The 18,347-nt window shown below is 65.0% G+C and carries 9 protein-coding genes and 1 pseudogene; 7 read left to right on the plus strand and 3 right to left on the minus strand.

All coding sequences use genetic code 11. The features are described 5' to 3' along the window. Window positions 1-33: 33 nt before the first annotated feature. Both NT151_04070 and rhaI read right to left on the minus strand, forming a co-directional pair. Window positions 34-3,636 carry a carboxypeptidase-like regulatory domain-containing protein gene (locus NT151_04070; protein ID MCX6538099.1) on the minus strand — a complete coding sequence of 1,201 codons (3,603 nt, stop codon included), beginning with the start codon at window positions 3,634-3,636 and terminating at the stop codon, window positions 34-36. A 329-nt stretch (window positions 3,637-3,965) separates the two neighbouring features. Next, window positions 3,966-5,255: an L-rhamnose catabolism isomerase gene (gene rhaI, locus NT151_04075; protein ID MCX6538100.1), complete on the minus strand. Its 1,290-nt coding sequence runs from the start codon at window positions 5,253-5,255 to the stop codon at window positions 3,966-3,968. Between the two features lie 243 nt (window positions 5,256-5,498). Here rhaI and NT151_04080 point away from each other — a divergent pair, with 243 nt between their 5' ends. From NT151_04080 to rhaM, 6 genes and pseudogenes are all read left to right on the plus strand, one after another. Then, window positions 5,499-6,662 (plus strand): substrate-binding domain-containing protein, encoded by a 1,164-nt coding sequence (locus NT151_04080; protein ID MCX6538101.1) that lies wholly within the window; start codon window positions 5,499-5,501, stop codon window positions 6,660-6,662. Window positions 6,663-6,886: 224 nt separating this feature from the next. After that, entirely contained in the window at window positions 6,887-9,754 is a 2,868-nt protein-coding gene (locus NT151_04085; protein ID MCX6538102.1) for a glycosyl hydrolase, read from the plus strand. A 76-nt stretch (window positions 9,755-9,830) separates the two neighbouring features. Beyond that, complete coding sequence (locus NT151_04090) at window positions 9,831-11,231, plus strand: hypothetical protein (GenBank protein MCX6538103.1); 1,401 nt, start codon at window positions 9,831-9,833, stop codon at window positions 11,229-11,231. After that, complete coding sequence (locus NT151_04095) at window positions 11,228-11,392, plus strand: hypothetical protein (protein MCX6538104.1); 165 nt, start codon at window positions 11,228-11,230, stop codon at window positions 11,390-11,392. Before NT151_04090 ends, NT151_04095 begins: the two co-directional genes overlap by 4 nt. A 262-nt stretch (window positions 11,393-11,654) precedes the next feature. Further along, window positions 11,655-13,811, plus strand: coding sequence for a glycoside hydrolase family 65 (locus NT151_04100; protein MCX6538105.1), 2,157 nt, complete (start codon window positions 11,655-11,657; stop codon window positions 13,809-13,811). 64 nt (window positions 13,812-13,875) lie between these two features. After that, window positions 13,876-14,187 (plus strand): annotated as a pseudogene (gene rhaM, locus NT151_04105) (L-rhamnose mutarotase). A gap of 100 nt (window positions 14,188-14,287) precedes the next feature. Here the strand turns inward: rhaM and NT151_04110 are convergent. Further along, entirely contained in the window at window positions 14,288-15,874 is a 1,587-nt protein-coding gene (locus tag NT151_04110; GenBank protein ID MCX6538106.1) for an alpha-N-arabinofuranosidase, read from the minus strand. A 227-nt stretch (window positions 15,875-16,101) separates the two neighbouring features. Here NT151_04110 and NT151_04115 point away from each other — a divergent pair, with 227 nt between their 5' ends. Then, window positions 16,102-18,297 (plus strand): bifunctional rhamnulose-1-phosphate aldolase/short-chain dehydrogenase, encoded by a 2,196-nt coding sequence (locus NT151_04115; protein MCX6538107.1) that lies wholly within the window; start codon window positions 16,102-16,104, stop codon window positions 18,295-18,297. Window positions 18,298-18,347 lie beyond the last annotated feature (50 nt).

An 18,347-nucleotide genomic window follows, 5' to 3' on the forward strand; every position in this document is an offset into this window, starting at 1 on the left:
AAGCAGCCGTGCTGCTCGAGGAGGCGATTGATGTCAGAACAGGATCTTCACTCCGACCTGGGCGCGCCGGGCGTAGTTTGCCTGGTTCGAATTGGTAACCTGCCCGAAGGCGGCATTCGTCGGGCTGGTCACTGGCGCTGAACGGGCCGCCGCGGCGAGATAGGGGGTATTCAGCGCGTTGATGAACTCGGCCCTCAACTGAAGCCGTACGTCTCCCCCGAGCCTGATGTCTTTGATGAGCGACAGATCGAGGTTGTTGATCGCGTCGCAACGCACGTTGGTGAACCTCAACGGGAGCGTTCGCAGGTGGTTGACCGGCGTCGCGTTGGTTGACGTGTCGGTCAGGATCGACGTGAAGGGGGCGGTGTTGAACCACTGCTTGGTGGTCTGGTTGGTGATCTTGATGTCGCTACCGTTGACGGGGTCAGTGCCGTTGTAGAACGCGTCCGAGAACGAGATGGGGAAGCCGGTCTGGAACGTGTAGTTGCCCTGAACCTGCCAGCCTCCGACGATCGCCTCGAGGATCCCGTTCGCCCCGGACAGGAAATGTCGGCCCTTCCCGAACGGGAACGCAAAGATGCCGGTGACAGTCAGCCTGTTGGTCACGTCCAGATCCGAGATCATCTTGGTCGGCCGCGGGTCGGCCGCGTTCAAGTACTCGGTCGCCTGCATCCACTTCGACCGGGTGTAGGAGACCCCTACCGAGTAGCCTCCCGCAAACCGCTTCTGCAAACCGAACTGGCCGGCGTTGTACCACGACTTGCCGTCGTTGTTCGTCGTGTTGATGGCCCCGAATTCAGGGTACGGCAGCAACAACTGCGAGCGGGAGATGGTCGCATTGTTGAAACTGGTTCCCGGCAGCAACCCCGCGAACGGGTTCGTGACTGCCGCTGTCAGGAAGGTGTTGTTGGCCACCATCGCGGCGGTGCGGGAGTTGTCCGTGCTCAGATACTGAGTCGGCAGCGCGTTGATATTGCGCGTGATCTCGATGTCGTAACCGTAGTTGCTGACGAACGCGGCCTCGAGGGTCATGCCGCCCGGCAGCTCGCGCTGGACGCCAATCTGCCCGCGGAGTTGCTTGGACACTTTCGGATTCTGATTGAAGAAGGAAATCGCGTTCCCGAGGAAGGTCTGCCGGCCAAGTGCGTTGCCGACCGGCGTGATGGGCGGCGTGGTGACGAACGCGTTGTCCCAGTACTGCGGGATTGGCGCCCCGAAGGCGTCGGTCGTGGTGCCGACGGTGGTCGTCTGCGAATAGCCGTAGTTGATGATGTCGCCGCGCCGCTGCCCGAGGAAGCCGGCGAACAGCCCGACACCGGCGCGGATGACCGTCTTGTCGTCCAACTGGTACGCCAACCCGAACCGCGGCAGGAAGGTGTTCTTCGGCGTCGTGTACAGCGCGCTCCCGCCGTCGACACCCGCGAACATCAGACCGCCCTTCACGTTCAACTGCGGAACCAGCGCTTTCAACGCGGCGTCATTGAGCGCCGCGTAGTTCGCCTGGGCCGCCGCCTGGAGCGGCTGGACGTAGCTGGCATCGAAGTTGGAGACGCTCGCGTTCTGGCGCTCGGCCATCGGCGATTCGACCTCGTAACGCAGGCCGAGGTTCACGGTCAGCTTGTTGTTGACCCGCCAGTCGTCCTGCACGAAGAACCCCGACGTAATGGAGTATTCGGAGAAACTCGGGAGTACCGAGATTGACGTGGTGGAGGGCATGCCAAGGAGGAACGTGGCGAAGGCCTGCAGGCCCTGATAGTCGGTGCCGCTCGCGCTGTTCTGTCTCGTGTAGGTGTTGGAGAAGGCGTACTGGCCGCTCTGGGCGTTGCCGGTGGGGAGACTGCGTTCGGTGTACAGCCTGATCTCAGCGCCGCCCTTCACCGCGTGCGCGCCCATCGACTTGTTCAGTGTGGCGGCAAAGGTGTGCGAGGTCACCGGCCTGAAGTCGTTGCCGTAGGCCACCGACACCATGTCGCCCGAGGTGAAATCCAGGCGCGGGAACCGCCTGATCACTTCAGGAACCATCGTGTTGTATTGGGCGGGGAAGCCGATCTTCGTGAGGTCGAAGCCGATCGCTTCCGGCAGCTCCATGTCCGAGTTGCGGTCGAAGCGGTTGTAGCCGTACCTGACGTTCAGGACGGTCGTCGCGTTGAACACGTGCACGTCGTCGATCACGGCCTGTTTCGAGATGAACTGGAACAAGGTGCCAGAGGCCGCTGACGAGAGGTAGTTATCGTAGTGGCTGTTGCGCTCGTACCAGCTGTACCGCGCGAACATCCTGTTGTTGGCGGAGAACTTGTGGTCGATCTTGCCGGTGAGGGTGTCGTAGGGCTTCGTCTCCTCCGCAAGGGTTGCGTCGCTGGCGTTGCCGGCTGGACCCGTCGCAGGGTTCGTGCCGGCATTCTTGGGCAGGGTGTAATACTTGAGGATCGCCTGCGCGATGGGGTTGAGCCGGTTCGTCGGGATGATGTTGCCGGAGAACGCCGTTCCGGCGTACTGCCCGGACGTGCCGGTGGGGGCACGGGTCAGCGGATCGTAGATTGTGATGAATGAGGAGTACGCGGAGAAGTCGCCGTTGCGCAGCGCCGCGGTCGGAACCCATGAGGTTCCCGCAATGTCGAAACGCGGCCGCTTGTCCGTGATTCGCTCATAGCCGACCATGAAGAAGGTCTTGTCCTTCCCGCTGTAAAGCCCCGGAATGCTGATCGGGCCGCCCACGGTGAAGCCGGGTCGGTTCGAATTGCTCTCGATCTTCGCCTGACCTCGCGCATTTCCAAAGACATCGTTCGCCCCCAGGCTCGACGGCTCCGCGAAGTAGTAGCCCGTGCCGTGGAAGCTGTTCGTCCCGGACTTGATGACCATGCTGGTGACGCCGCCCTCGGTGTTGCCAAACTGGGAGTCGAAGGTCGCCGTCTGGACCCTGAACTCCTGGACCATGTCGGATTGCGGGACGTAGGTGGCGATGACCGTGAAGGCGTTGTTTGCATTCGCTCCGCTGTTCGCCGTGGCGGTGCTCGGCGCGCCGTCGATCAGCAGATCGCTGCGGTTGCCGCGCGTGCCGTCGAAGGCATAACCGATGATGTGCGTCGGCTCGAACGGCCTGTCCAGCCGCGGGTCACCGGTGAGGGCCAGGCCGGTCGCCAATCCCATGATCTTGTACGGATCGCCGTGTATGAGCGGGAGACTCTCGAGCAGCTTCTGATCCACGGTCAGCCCCAGGCTTCCGTCCGTGGTGTTCAGCGTGCGGGCCTCAGCGGTGACGCTGACGGTTTCCTCCACACCCCCGACTTCGAGGACGACGCCGATGTCGCGCGTCTGGTTGGCCTGGACCGGGACATTGTCCTGGACGTACTTTTTGAAACCCGACAGTTCGACCACGACCTTGTACGCGCCGGGGAGCAGGTAGTTGATCTGAAACAGGCCCTGGTCATTGGTCGTCGTGGAGGCCACCGAGCCTCTGGTCACGTCGGTGGCGGTCACCGACGCCCCGGGGATGATCGCCTTGGAGGTGTCGGTGACTCGGCCGGATATTTTCCCACGTGTTTCCTGAGCGTAGAGGGACGGCGGGAGGACGAGGGCCATCAACAAGAAGACCACCGCCCAGGGCACGAAGCTGGCTGGCGTACGTTTCCGTTCCATTGCTCCCCTTCCTCAAACAGTAAGAGTCCGTGTGTGATCCGCGCTTGTCGCGGCGACTACAGGTAATCGGCACTGCGTCCATGCCTCGATGGCGGCCCCGCGCAGCGCACGAAGCCGTGATTGTCCTTACCGCACTAGTCGCTACACATTGCAGTGGCAATACCACTTGCCCTAGTCGGCGATATGGTTTAGCAAACACTAAAGCGCTGTCAAGCACTAAAAACAGCCGTAACATCCAAGATGTTGGATCGTCTTACACGACGACCTGACAAGGACGTTCTCGCTCCAACCAGACAACATTGGTCTGACCTCTTGGGTCTGCCGGCTGCTCACACGATTCCCGCCTGGCGCCTGACAGACGCGGGTCGTTCCAGTGTTTTCCACGGGCGGTATTGGCTGACACGATAGACGGCGACGGGGTCGATGGCACCGCCGCTTGCCCTGCGCGCCATCGCCAGCACGGGCGTCACGTCGGTGGTGAACGCCCGCTTGAGCGTCGCGAGGGCCATCAGGGCGTCATTGCGCTCCTGGTACTCACGGAGGGCCGTCCGATCCACCAGGCAGGCCTGCACGAACGCCCGCTGCACCTCCATCGCACTGGTCATCAGCGACTCAATCGGATCGGTGACGTTGTGGGATTGGTCCAGCATGTAGCAGGGATCAAAACCAGCCACGCCCTCGAGCGCCGCATCCACGAGTTCATTGAAGACAAGAAACAACTGGAACGGCTTGATCGAGCCCGCATCGAGATCGTCGTCGCCGTACTGGCTGTCGTTAAAGTGAAAACCGCCCAGCTTGCCGAACTGGATCAAGCGGGCGACGATCATCTCGACGTTGACATTCGGAGCATGATGGCCGAAATCCACGAGCGAGAACGCCCGATCGCCCAGCTCGCGTGCGCAGTAGTAGCTGACGCCCCAGTCGTTCAGCACCGTCGAGTAGAACGCCGGTTCGTAGAGCTTGTGTTCGATGAACAGCCGCCAGTCCGGCGGGAGGGCCGCATAGATGGATCGCAGGCTGGACAGGTACCGATCGAGCGTGCGGCGGACGTGCTGCTGACCCGGGAAGTTGCCGCCGTCGCCGATCCAGATCGAGTGCGCGCGGGCGCCGAGCTTCACGCCCAGTTCCATGCAGTGCAGGTTGTGCGCGATCGCCTGCTCGCGCACGGCCGGGTCCGTGTGGGACAGGCTGCCGAACTTGTAGGAGTGCGCCTGGCCCGGCTGGTCCTCGAACGTGTTCGAGTTCGTCGTGCCGAGGGTCAGCCCGCGCTGGGCCGCGAAGGATCGTAGCGCGGCGGGATCGTCGGGTTCGTCCCACGGGATGTGCAGCGAGATGTCCGGCGTGATGCGAACCAGACGGTGAATGACGTGACAGTCTTCGACCTTCTCAAAAACCGTGCGGGGTTCGCCCGGGCCGGGAAAACGTGCGAAGCGGGTGCCGCCCGTTGCGACGCCCCACGACGGCACGGCCACACGGAAACTCGACGCACGGGCCTGGATCGCAGCGATGTCGATGCCCCGGCGCCCGAGTTGCCGCCCGAGCTGCTCGACATCCTCGGCGAGGACGTCGCCGCACCTGCGCCACTCGTCCTCAAGCAAACCCTCCCACTCGATCGCCATCGTGCGCTCCTCGTCTTCGGTCGGCCACCACCCGGCAGCCCGACCGGCACTGTGAGGCCATCAGCCAGACAGGCGCAAGGCGAACAGCGATCGGCGAGCGCGGTTCACATGCCGTAACCCGCCTCGCGGCCGCGGGCGCCCCAAAACCCCTAACTGGAGTGCCGGGACGCATGTGAATCGTCGCTGACGCCTGATCGACGGTACAAGTGACAGTCCGCCCGAGTTGTGCTATACAAAACACCGATGCCAGGCGACGATTCCTCCAAAGGCGCGCCGTCCGCGCGGGATGTCTACCTGATCAAGTCGGTCGTGCATGCTTCCGACGTGCTCCAGACGTTCCGGCACATGGGCGAGGCGCTCAGGCTGCGCGACGTGATGGACCGCACGGGATTCGGCAAGGGCATGTGCTTTCGATTGCTGTACACGCTCCACCATTGCGGCTTCCTCGATCGCGTCGACGGCAACCGCTACCGCCTCACGTCGGAAGTCCGGCGTCGGCGCCGCTATCGGATTGGCTACGCCGCGCAAGGGCAGGATGCGTCGTTTCCGCGCGAGGTCCAGGCGGGCCTTGTCGCAGCTGCCGAACGCGAACACGTGGAACTGGTCATCGTCGACAATCGTTACCAACCGAAGATCGCGCTGCGCAACGCCGAGCTCCTGGTCCGTGAGGGGGTCAACCTCGTCATCGAGTTCCAGACCGATGAGGCCGTCGCGCCGGCGATCGCGTCGACCTACCTCGACGCGAACATTCCGATGATCGCCATCGACATCCCTCATCCGGGAGCCACCTACTTCGGCGCCGACAACTACGTCGCCGGGCTGCTCGCCGGCCGTACGCTCGCGAGGTGGGCCCGCCAGCACTGGAACGGTGCAATCGACGAGATTCTGCTGGTGGAGATTGCCCGGGCTGGCTCGCTGCCCCACGCCCGCATCAAAGGCGTGGTCGCGGGGATCCACGAGACGTTGCGCGAGGCCAAGGACTGCCCGGTCGTGTCCATCGACGGAGACGGCCAGTTCAAGACGTCGCTCGACCGGGTGCGCCGTCACCTGCGCCAGATCCGGGCGCGCCGCATTCTGGTCGGCACGGCCAATGACCCGAGCGCGCTCGGCGCGGCGCGTGCCTTCCAGGAAGCCGGCCGTGCCGATACGTGCGCGGTGGTCGGCCAGAACGCCGAGCCGGATGCCCGCGCGGAGTTGCGCCAGCCCCGAACACCGCTGATCGCGTCGGTGGGCTACTTCCCCGAGCAGTACGGCGATGGGCTCATCAAGCTTGCGCTCGACATTCTGACCCGCAAGCCTGTCCCGCCCGCCGTGTTCGTGCACCACCACGTGATCACCAGGGAGAACGTCGATCACTACTATCCAAACGACGCGTTACTGGGCGTCGGGACGTTTGCGGGTTTCTAAGCCCTGAGCGTACTGCGGTTGGGCTGTTCAGTCGACATCGGGTCGCATGTTTGATGGGCTGAGGTCGACCACGTGATGCTCTACTCAACGGAGTCGAAGGGTAGCGCACCGGTTTTGCGCTCGTAAACACGTTCGTGCCGCGCCAGACCACTTGCTCCCGAAGGCCCGAGATGCACATGCTCCACACCGCAGACTGTCCCCGAGTCGCGGGAAACGGAGGAACCGTGGTTACCACGCAGCGCTTCGTCAGTCGCACCGCGGCAATCTTCGTCACGATTGCGGCGTTGGCTGTCGTCGGGGCGTCCACCCGCACGGCCAACGTGGGCGCGGCCAGGCCTCGGCAGCCCGCCGTGCCGATTGGCACGTTGTCGCTGGCAGACCTCGAGCGCGCGTTCCGCACGCCTCCCGACGATGCACGGATCATGATGCGATGGTGGTGGTTCGGCCCAACCGTCACCAAGGACAGACTCGATCGCGAGATGCGCCTGATGAAGGAAGGCGGCATCGGCGGGTTCGAGATCCAGCCCGTGTACCCGGTCGTGCTGGATGACCCGGCCAGCGGCCTTGTCACACACCCATTTCTCTCGGACGCGTTTATCGATGACCTCCGGTTCGCCGCAAGCCGCGCCCGGGAACTCGGGTTGCGAGTGGATCTGACGATTGGAAGCGGCTGGCCCTACGGCGGTCCGCAGATTGGTATCACGCAAGCCGCCGGCAAACTGAGAATCGAGCACGTGCCGGTTCCCGCCGGTTCCGATCGAATTGCCGTCCCCGATATTCGCTCGGGCGAACGCTTGCTCGCCGCGTTTCTCGCGCCGTCGGCTGCACCGGCCTCGGCGGACGGGTTTCAGGAGATCAGCGAGATCACAGACGGCGTGCTGCGGCTCCCGAATCATGCTGCTCACGCGCGGGAGGCCGTGTTCTTTGTCAGCAGCCGCACGGGCATGCTGGTGAAGCGTCCGGCGGTTGGCGCCGAGGGCTTCGTGCTCGACCACTACGACCGCGCGGCGCTCGATCACTACCTGAGATCTGTCGGCGACCGTCTGCTGTCGGCCTTTGACGCGGCGCCGCCCTACGCGGTGTTCTGCGATAGCCTCGAGGTGTACGACTCGGACTGGACCGATCGATTCCTCGCCGAGTTTCAGGCCCGTCGCGGCTACGACCTGCGCCCCCTGTTGCCTGCATTGCTCCTCGACTCCGGGCCCGCTACGCCAGCCATTCGTCACGACTGGGGCCAGACGCTGACCGAGTTGCTGAACGAGCGCTTCCTTGCTCCCATGCAGGTGTGGGCCCATCAGCACAACACCCGATTCCGTGTCCAGGGATACGGCGTTCCACCCGCGACGATCTCGAGCAATGCCGGCATCGACCTCCCTGAAGGCGAGGGCTCGCAGTGGAAGACGCTTCGAGCGTCGAGATGGGCCGCCTCGATCGGCCATCTCTACGACCGGCCGGTCATCTCGTCGGAAACGTGGACATGGCTGCATTCGCCTGTTTTCCGAGCCACCCCGCTTGATCTCAAAGCTGAAGCCGACCTGCACTTTCTTCAAGGCATCAACCAGCTCATCGGTCATGGCTGGCCCTACACCGCCGACGGCGTGGCATCTCCGGGTTGGCGTTTCTACGCGGCAGGCGCCTTCAACGACAGGAACCCGTGGTGGATCGTGATGCCCGACCTCGCCCGGTATCTGCAGCGTCTCAGCTTCCTGCTGCGCCAGGGAAAGCCCGTGAACGACGTGGCGGTCTACCTGCCGAACGACGATGCCTGGGCGCATGTCGTGCCTGGAAAGATCGGCAGCATGATCGACGCGCTGGCCCAGCGCATCGGCCCCGATATCGTCACCACCATCCTCGACGCTGGATTCAACCTCGACTTCGTCGACGACGGTGTGCTTGCGGAACGGGCGCGGGTCGACCAGGGCAGACTGGCCGTTGGTCAGAGCCGCTATCGCGCCGTGATTCTTCCCGGCGTCGAGCGCATCCCGATGGGGACGCTCCGCGCGCTCGAAACATTTGCGCAGCAAGGCGTAATCGTGATGGCCACGCGCCGGACTCCCGCGTTGGCGCCGGGGTACCAGGCCACGGTGACCGACCACGCCGCCGTTGGTGCGGCCGCCGGCCGCCTGTTCCGCGGACCGTCGGCGACGGGCGTGTTCGTGGAGCGCGAGGCGGATCTGGCCGCGGCATTGACCTCGCGCGTGCCGCCAGACATGGCCGTGTCTGTGGGAGCCGCCGACATCGGCGCCGTCCACCGGCGTTTCGACGCGGCCGATATCTACTTCGTCGCCAACACCTCGAACCTGCGGCGGTCGTTCGAGGCGACCTTCCGCCTCGCTGCCTCGAGGGCGCAACTGTGGAACCCGCTGACGGGGGACGTGACGCCGATCGCGGTGCGCCGTCCGGCAGGGCGAGAAGGCGCCACCGTCCGCCTCGATCTCGCGCCCTACGAATCGACCGTCGTCGTGTTCGCGACGGGCGGGCCGCCGCCGAAGAGTGTCGAGGGACCTCGCGTCGCTGCGACTCCGCCGCCCATGGACATCACGTCGGGATGGCGCGTGAGGTTTGGGCCAACCGGGACAGTCGTGGACTGGGACACCCTGCGATCGTGGACCGACGATGAGGCGACGCGGTACTTCTCGGGTGTTGCCGTCTATGAGAAGCAGGTCGACCTGCCTGCGTCCATGCTTCGTGACGGCCAGTCGGTTGTGCTGGATTTCGGTGAGCCTCGACCCATCGAGGTGGGTGGACCACGAGCGCGGGTTCAGGCGTGGGTTGACGCTCCGGTGCGCGATGCTGCCGTGGTCACCATCAACGGTCGGCGTGCCGGATCCGTCTGGTGCCCGCCATACAGCCTTGACGTGACGCCGCTGCTGCGGCCCGGCAGCAACGTCATCCGGATCGAGGTGGCCAATCTCGCGATCAACGACATGGCCAGCCGTGCACTGCCGGACTATAGACTGCTCAACCTGCGCTACGGCACGCGATTCGAACCGCAGGACATGGACAAGGTGCAACCGGTCCCCGCGGGGCTCTTCGGCCCCATCCGCCTGGTCGTGACGCAGGCGGCGCGCCCCGCGACACTGACACGATAGCCCGGACCATTCATCCCGGCCCGACCAGACGCGATCGCGACAGCGTTCACGTCCGGGTCGGGCGAGGACAAGACGCATGGCTGACGACACCAGGGCCCAGCAGACCGAACCGGTCGACGAATACGAACGCGAACCCGTGCCGCAACGCGCCTGGCTCGGCTTCTCGAGCTTCGTCGGTCAGTACGCCGGTGAACACACAGCCGGCACGGAATTGATGATCGGCCCGCTCTTCATCGCATCTGGCGTGAGTGCGGTCGACGTCGTGGCCGGCCTCTTCGTCGGCAATCTGCTCGCCGTGCTGAGTTGGCTGTTCCTGACGGCGCCCATCGCCGTGCGCGCGCGCCTGACGCTGTACTTCCAGCTCGAGAAGATCTGCGGCCGCAAGCTGGTGACCGTCTACAACCTGGCCAACGGCGTGATGTTCTGCTTCCTGGCTGGGGCGATGGTCACGGTGAACGCGACGGCCGCCGGTGTCTGGCTGCACATCGCGATGCCGGGCCTGAACGACACTTACCCGAACAGCGCTGGATGGGTGGCCACCGTGCTCGTCATGGGCCTGCTCATGACGGTGGTAGCGGCGTACGGCTACAAAGTGGTGGCGCGCATCGCGAACATCGCCGCGCCCTGGATGGTGCTGGTGTTCATCGCCTACGGCATCATTGGCGCGCGGCAACTCGGCATCGACTCGGTGAGCACATTCTGGCCGAAGGCTCAGGAACTCATCTGGACCGGGGGCCTGCCGCTCGCCGGACGGGCGAAGTTCACCTTCTGGCACGTGATGTTCTTCGCCTGGTTCTGCAATATGGCGATGCACATCGGCATGGCCGACCTCAGCGTGTTCCGCTACGCGCGCAAGTCGTGGTACGCGGTGAGCAGTGCGGCGGGCATGTATCTCGGCCATTTCATCGCGTGGCTCGCCGCCTCCATCCTCTACGCGCAGCAGCTCCATGCCACACCCGGCAACACCGATGTGCTGCCAGGGCCCCTGGCCTACAACGCGGCCGGTATCGCCGGGGTGATTTGCGTGATTGTGGCGGGTTGGACGACGGCCAATCCCACCATCTACCGCGCGGGCCTCGCCTTCCAGGCCATCTCGCCCTCGTCTTCGCGTTACCGCGTGACGCTTCTCACGGGCGCGCTGGCCACGATCGCCGGCTTGTTCCCCGCGATTGCCATGAAGCTGCTCGATTTCGTGGCGCTCTATGGGCTGATCCTGATGCCGATGGGCGCCGTGGTGTTCGTGGACTTCTGGCTGGCGAAGCGGTTTGCCTTCCAGTCGAACTACGCGGAGGTGAGCGGCACGGATATCAATTGGGCGGCGGGCCTGGCATGGGTGCTGACGCTCGCCGGTTGTCTCGCCGTGGTCAACATGGGCGGCATCCAGATCTACTTCGTGGGCCTCCCCGGCTGGTTCGCCGCGGCCACCCTCTACATCGTCTTGAGCCGCCTGTTGCAGCGGAAGGAGGTGCGGCTGTGAAAACCGCTGCACGGTTGATATCGCTCTTGTCGCTGGCCGGAACGATCCTGCCGCCCGTGCTGTTCTTCACGGGTCACATGGGTCTCGATGCAACGAAGGTGTGGATGCTCGTGGCCACGATCGCGTGGTTCGCTGCCACGCCACTCTGGATGGACCGGTAGATCCGGCACCGGCTATTGATCCACGTCCAGCCGAACGGTCGGTCTGCGGGCACCGCATCGTTCACCAATGTGGAAACTCTGTGACAGAGGCTTCGCCGGCATTCGCCGCAATCCTCGGTTCCAGCGAACACGAGTGGCGAACGGGAGACCGCCTCCACGAGGCCGATCCGGCCCCCCTGGCGTTCCGGATGGCAAAACCCAGTGGGAGAAGTCTCCGCGTCTTTTGCGGGCCGGCTGGTTTGCGTTAGGGTGTCACCGTCGTATGCGACAAACTGGTTTCAGCGCCATGTCGGCGATTCCGCTGATCTTTGTGGCCGCCGTGCTCTCGTTTCCGGCCGGTGACAATTCGTCGGTGCAGACGGCCATCGATCGCCGCGCCCTCGTCACGCGGCACCACCCCGTGCTGGCTCGCTTCGACGCGGAATCGCCGCTATCGGTCGGCAACGGTGAATTCGCCTTCACCGTTGATGTGACGGGGCTGCAGACATTCGCTGACGCGTACGACCAGACGATTCCTCTCGGCACCTTGTCGCAATGGGGTTGGCACACCTGGCCGAACCCGAACGCGTGGACCATCGAGAGCTTCGGGTTCAAGCCGTTCGCGGCGCACGGCCGGATGGTCGGGTACGCCGACATCCCCGGCGAACGCACGCCAGAGATCAACTGGCTTCGTGCCAATCCGCACCGCCTGCACCTTGGGCGAATTGGGTTCCGCTTGACGCGTGCGGACGGCTCAGCGGCCACGTCGGTCGATCTCACCGACATCCGTCAGACGCTCGACCTCTGGAACGGCGCCATCGTCAGTCACTTCCGCTTGGATGGCGAGGCGGTAGACGTCGTGACCCTGTGTCACCCACGCCTGGATGCTGTGGGCGTCCGGGTGGTGTCGGCGTTGTTGAAGACCGGTCGGGTGAAGATCGACGTGCGGTTTCCCTATGGAACCGGCCAGGCAACAGGGGCGGACTGGAGCAGGCCGGATGCCCACCAGACAATGGTCACGCGGCCGCAGCCGAACGAAGCCCGTTTTGTGCGCACGCTCGACGCGGACACCTACTACGCGGCGGTGCGATGGTGGCCAGCCGGCGTGATGACGACCGCCGGGCCGCACACCTACCTGCTGACGGCCGGTTCCGATTCCGGCACGCTCGCCCTGGTCGTCGGGTTCACGCCAGCCCCGATGACCGCGCCGCTGCCGTCATACGACGAGACCGCCGCCGCAACACGCACGCACTGGAACCGCTTCTGGTCGACCGGCGGCGCCATCGATCTCTCCGGCAGCACCGATCCCCGATGGCGAGAGCTCGAGCGCCGCATCGTGCTCTCGCAGTACCTCACGGCGATCCAGTGTGCCGGCCGGTATCCGCCGCAGGAATCCGGACTCACATTCAACAGCTGGGAAGGGAAGTTCCACCTCGAGATGCACTGGTGGCATGCCGCGCAGTTTGCGTTGTGGGATCGCCTGCCCCTCTTGGAGAGAAGTCTCGGCTACTACCAGGCCATTCTGCCGAAGGCCCGCGCGACAGCGGTGCGCCAGGGTTACACGGGCGCACGCTGGCCGAAAATGACCAGCCCGACAGGCGATGAATCACCGTCGAACGTCGGGCCGTTCCTCGTGTGGCAGCAACCGCATCCCATCTTCTACGCGGAGCTGGTCTACCGCACGCGTCCTGGTCGAGCGACGCTCGAGCAATACCGACAGGTGGTGTTCGAGACCGCCCAGTTCATGGCGTCGTTTCCCGCCTGGGACGAACAGGGCGGACGCTTCGTCCTCGGCCCGCCGCTGCAGTGCGCGCAGGAAACCTATCCCAAGGACCGCACCTTTAACTGCACCTATGAACTGAGCTACTGGGCGTGGGGATTGCAGGTCGCGCAGCGCTGGCGCGAACGGCTGGGCATGACCCGCGAGGCGACGTGGGACCACGTGCTGAAGACACTCGCGAAGCCGGCTGTCACTGACGGCAGGTACCTGTTTGCCGAAAGTGCGCCAGACACCTATTCGAACCCCCGGATGGCGACCGATCATCCGTCCGTGGTTGCTTCGTTCGGCGTACTGCCGGGGGTGGACATTGATCCGGCGACGATGGGCCGCACATTCGCGTGGATTTGGGATCACTGGGATTGGCCGTCCACGTGGGGCTGGGACTATCCGATGATGGCGATGACGGCCGCGCGGCTTGGACAGCCGAATCTGGCCGTCGACGCGCTGCTGATGGACACGCCGAAGAACGTGTACCTGGCAAATGGCCACAATTACCAGCGGCCGGGCCTGACGATTTACCTGCCGGGCAACGGCGGGTTGCTCTACGCCGTGGCGATGATGGCCGCCGGATGGGACGGCGCGCCGCCAGGTTCGGCGCCAGGGTTTCCGAGGGACGGTCGCTGGACGGTCAGGTGGGAAGGGCTGCGCAGGGCGTTCTGACTGGCGGCTTTCTGTCGCGAGTGACGCAGGGTGTCAGGCCTCTTGTGCGGGGAGGATGTTCAACATGATTCGCAAGGCGTTTCGGATGAGCGTGAACGCTGGCGCTGCGAAGGAATACGAGCGGCGTCACAATCCGATCTGGAAGGATCTGGAGGAGGCGTTGCTCGATCATGGCGTGGGCACGTATTCCATCTTCCTCGATCCCGAGTCGCACGACCTGTTCGGGTATGTCGAGGTGGAGAGCGACGACCTGTGGGCTCGGGTCGCTGCGACCGACGTGGGCCGGCGGTGGTGGCGGCACATGCGCGACTTGATGCCCACCAACGGGGACGACAGCCCGGTGTCGCGGGATCTCCGCGAGATCTTTCACTTGGAGTGTTCGAGCCATCCACGCCCGAGAGACGCAGAGGTCGACCAGGATGGTGCTGGTCCGAACCCCGTCCTCGACGACGCGCGCTAGATGCCGCTCCTGATGGCTATCGCAGTTCGACGATCACCACCGACTTGGCTGGCAGGCTCACGCTCAGCGTCCCGCCGGCAAGCGTCACTCCGGTCAATGAGGCCGGCTTCACAACGTCAGGCGCGACAAATGTGTTGTGCGCCTGCATGGCTGTGGCCGTGAGCACCCGGCCCGAAGCCGCGGTGAAAGACCCGCCCGCCAACCTCACCGCGAGTGTGACCGGCTGGTGCGGATTGGCGTTGACGAGGGAGAGATGAACGGTCTTGCCATCGGTCGCCCGCGTGGCGGAGGCGCTGACGGCCGGGATGGTCTGCCCGCCGAAGGCGTAGTCCGGCGACGTCAATTCCACGGGGAGGAACGTGCCGCCTTGGTGAACCTTGAACATCTCGAACACCCAGTAGGTGGGCGTGCGAAGCATCTTTTCCTTATCGGTGAGAATCATCGCCTGCAGCACATTGACCGTCTGGGCGATGTTCGCCATCACCACGCGGTCGGCGTGGCGGTGGAAGATGTGGAAGTTGAGCGCAGCAGCCAGAGCATCGCGCAGCGTGTTCTGCTGGTAGAGAAACCCGGTCTCGGTGCCGGGCTCGACGTCGTACCACGTGCCCCACTCGTCCACCACGAGGCCCACGCGCCTGTCCGCGTCGGTCTTGTCCATGATGGCGGCATGCTTCGTGATGTAGTCGTCCATCTGCAAGGTCCGCTTCAGCGTCGAGAACCATTGGTCCTCGCCGAAAACCGTGGCCGAACCCTTCGCGCCCCAGTTCCCCGTGGGCAGGGTGTAGTAGTGGAGCGACAGGCCGTTCATCTGGCGGCGGGCCTGGTTCATCAACACTTCCGTCCAGTTGAGGTCGCCGCCGTTGGATCCGCACGCCACGCGGTAGATGGGGTTGGCCCGGTCGTAGTTCTTGATGAACGTGTTGTAGCGCCGGAACTGGTCGGCGTAATACTCGGGGCGCATCGTGCCGCCACAGCCCCAGTTCTCGTTCCCGACCGCGAAGTACGGCACGCGCCACGGCGTGTCGCGGCCGTTCTGCCGGCGAAGATTGGCCATCGGCGAACTCGCGCCGGAGGTGAGGTACTCGACCCACTCCATCATTTCCTGGACGCTGCCGCTGCCGACGTTTCCGCTGATGTAGGCGTCGGTGCCGAGCATCTCGACCAGATCCATGAACTCGTGCGTGCCGAAGTGGTTGTTTTCGACGACGCCGCCCCAGTGCGTGTTGATCATGGAGGGGCGCTTGTCGCGGGGACCGATGCCGTCTTTCCAGTGATACTCGTCGGCGAAGCAGCCACCCGGCCATCGCAGCACCGGGATCCGGAGGTCCTTCAGCGCGGCGACGACGTCGTTGCGGATGCCGCGGGTATTCGGGATCGGCGAATCCGGCCCGACCCAGATGCCCTCGTAGATGCCTCGGCCGAGGTGCTCGGCGAAGTGGCCGTAGATGTTGCGATTGACAACCGCTCCGGGCCGGTCCGCCCGGAGTGTTGCCGCAACGACGGCAGGGGCCTCGGAGGATCCGGGCGCTGGCGCCTGGCCGTGCGCGACCACCAGCAACAGGAACGGAAGCGGGGCGAGGCGGATGACCTTGTGGAGTCTCATGGCACCGATTATCGACGTCGCGGAGGGGTTGTCAAGGCTGTGGATCCCGGCTTGACCTCTTGCCTTGCGATGGACGGGAGCGTGATGTTACCATCCGGCCTCGGACGGGCGCAGCGAGCGCCCATGACGGCGTCTGCTGGATCCTCCCCCCGGCGTGGCGCGGCGCGGCGCGGTACCGTGCGACACGACGTATCCTCATTCATCTTCTCGCATTGGAACAGGTCATCATGACGCACCTCCACGATCTCTGGAACGACCATGACGCGGGGCCTGAGGCCGATGCACTCGGACATCTTCGCTACCGCTCGAATCTCCTCGGCGCCGACCAGCGCATCACCAACTACGGCGGCGGCAACACCAGCGGGAAATTCGACGTGCCTGATCCCGTCACCAGCGGACCTGTTCGTGTCCTCGCGGTCAAGGGCAGCGGTGGTGATCTCGGCACGATCGGCAGCGGCGGCTTTGCCGTGCTGGATCTCGCACGGCTCCATCAACTCCGCGCGATCTACCGTGGCGAGGCGTACGAGGACGAGATGGTGGCGCACTACCCGCGCTTCAGCGTCGCCAACCACGGCGTGGCGCCCTCGATCGACACGCCGCTCCACGCCTTCCTGCCGTTCGATCACGTCGACCACCTGCACCCTGACTGGGCCATCGCCCTGGCGGCCAGCGCCAACGGGAAAGCAAGACTGGACGAGTTCAATCGCCGCTTCAACCGCAAACTGGTGTGGGTGCCGTGGCAGCGTCCCGGCTTCGAACTGGCCTTGATGCTGCGGCGTGCCGTGGAGGAGCAGCCAGACTGCGAAGGCATCATTCTGGCCAGCCACGGGCTGTTCACCTGGGGAGCGACCTCGCGCGCGTGCTACCTGAACACGCTGGCCGTGATCGATGACCTCGGCACGTTCGTGCTCGATTACCAGCAGCGGATCCCGCTGTTCGGCGGCGCGCGGCACGCGGCGCGGATCGATCGGCATGATCTGGCCATGGCGATCCTGCCGTTCCTGCGCGGGCGCATGGCCACACTGCGTCCAGCCATCGGCGTCTTCGACGAGTCGGACGAATCGCTCGGATTCGTGAATGCCCAGGACGCCGAGGTGCTCGCGGAAGTCGGCACGAGTTGTCCCGACCACTTCGTGCGGACGCGGATCAAGCCGCTGCATGTCGAATGGGATCCGGCGACGGGAACCCTCGACATGCTGCGCGAGGCCATCACCCGGGGCGCCGATCGATACCGGCAGGAGTACACGGCCTACTACCAGTCGTTTGCGACTCCCGGCTCGCCCAGCCTGCGCGACCCGAATCCCTCGGTCGTGCTCGTCGCCGGCGTCGGACTGTTCGCGTTTGGCGCTACCAGCCGCGAGGCGCGTTTCACGGCCGAGTTCTACCGCAATGCCATCCGCGTGATGGCCGGTGCGACCGCGCTCGGCGGGGGGCGCACCGCGCCAGGGCCGCTCTCGCAGCCCAAGAGCCCCGACCGTGCAGCCGGCTTCACCAGTGTCAACAACTACGTGGCTCTCCCTGGCCGCGAGGCGTTCAACATCGAATACTGGGCGCTCGAGGAGGCCAAGCTGCAGCGGATGCCGCCGCCAAAGGAGTTCAGCCGACGTGTATTCCTCGTCATAGGCGGCGCCAGCGGCATCGGGCGGGCGGTGGCGTTGAAGGCCGCGGCGCTCGGCGCGCACCTCGTCGTCGCCGACCTCAACGCCGCCGCGGCGTCTGAGACGGCCGAGCTGGTGGGCCGCGTGGCGGGCGCCGACGCGGTCGCCTCGTGCGCCGTCGACATCACCAGCCGCGAGAGCATCCGCCGCACGATTCTGGAGACGGTTCGCCGTTTCGGGGGCCTCGATATCGTGATCAACACGGCGGCCGTGTTCCCGTCTCCCGATCTGGCCGGCCGGATTACGGACGAAGAGTGGCAGTCGACGCTGACCCTGAATGTCACTGCCAACTACCTGCTGGCCGACGAAGCGGCGACGGTGCTTGACGCGCAGAAGATCCCGGCCGCCATCGTGCTCACGAGTTCGGCCAACGCCGTCGTGGCGAAACGCGGCAGCGAAGCCTACGATGTCAGCAAGAGCGCCGTCAGCCACCTGGTGCGGGAGCTGGCGATTCGCCTCGCGCCCACCGTGCGCGTCAACGGGATCGCTCCGGCCACGGTGGTGAGCGGCTCGACGATGTTCTCGCGCGACCGCGTGCAGTCGTCGCTGACGAAGTACGGGATCGGATGGAGCGAGGAGGAGAGCACCGATCAGTTGCGCACGACGCTCGCGCGCTTCTACGCGAACCGGACGTTGCTCAAGGAACCGATCGGGCCAGACGACTGCGCCGAGGCCATTCTCTGGCTGGTCAGCAACCGGAGCGGACGAACAACCGGCCATATCATCCCGGTAGACGGCGGGCTGCCCGAGGCGTTCTTGCGGTAACCGAATTCGCCGCGGCCTCAAGATCCCGGCTGTCGTGGAGGCGCCCGACG

The organism is Acidobacteriota bacterium (genome assembly GCA_026393675.1).
In the GTDB taxonomy this organism is placed as follows: Bacteria; Acidobacteriota; Vicinamibacteria; order Vicinamibacterales; family JAKQTR01; genus JBAXOX01.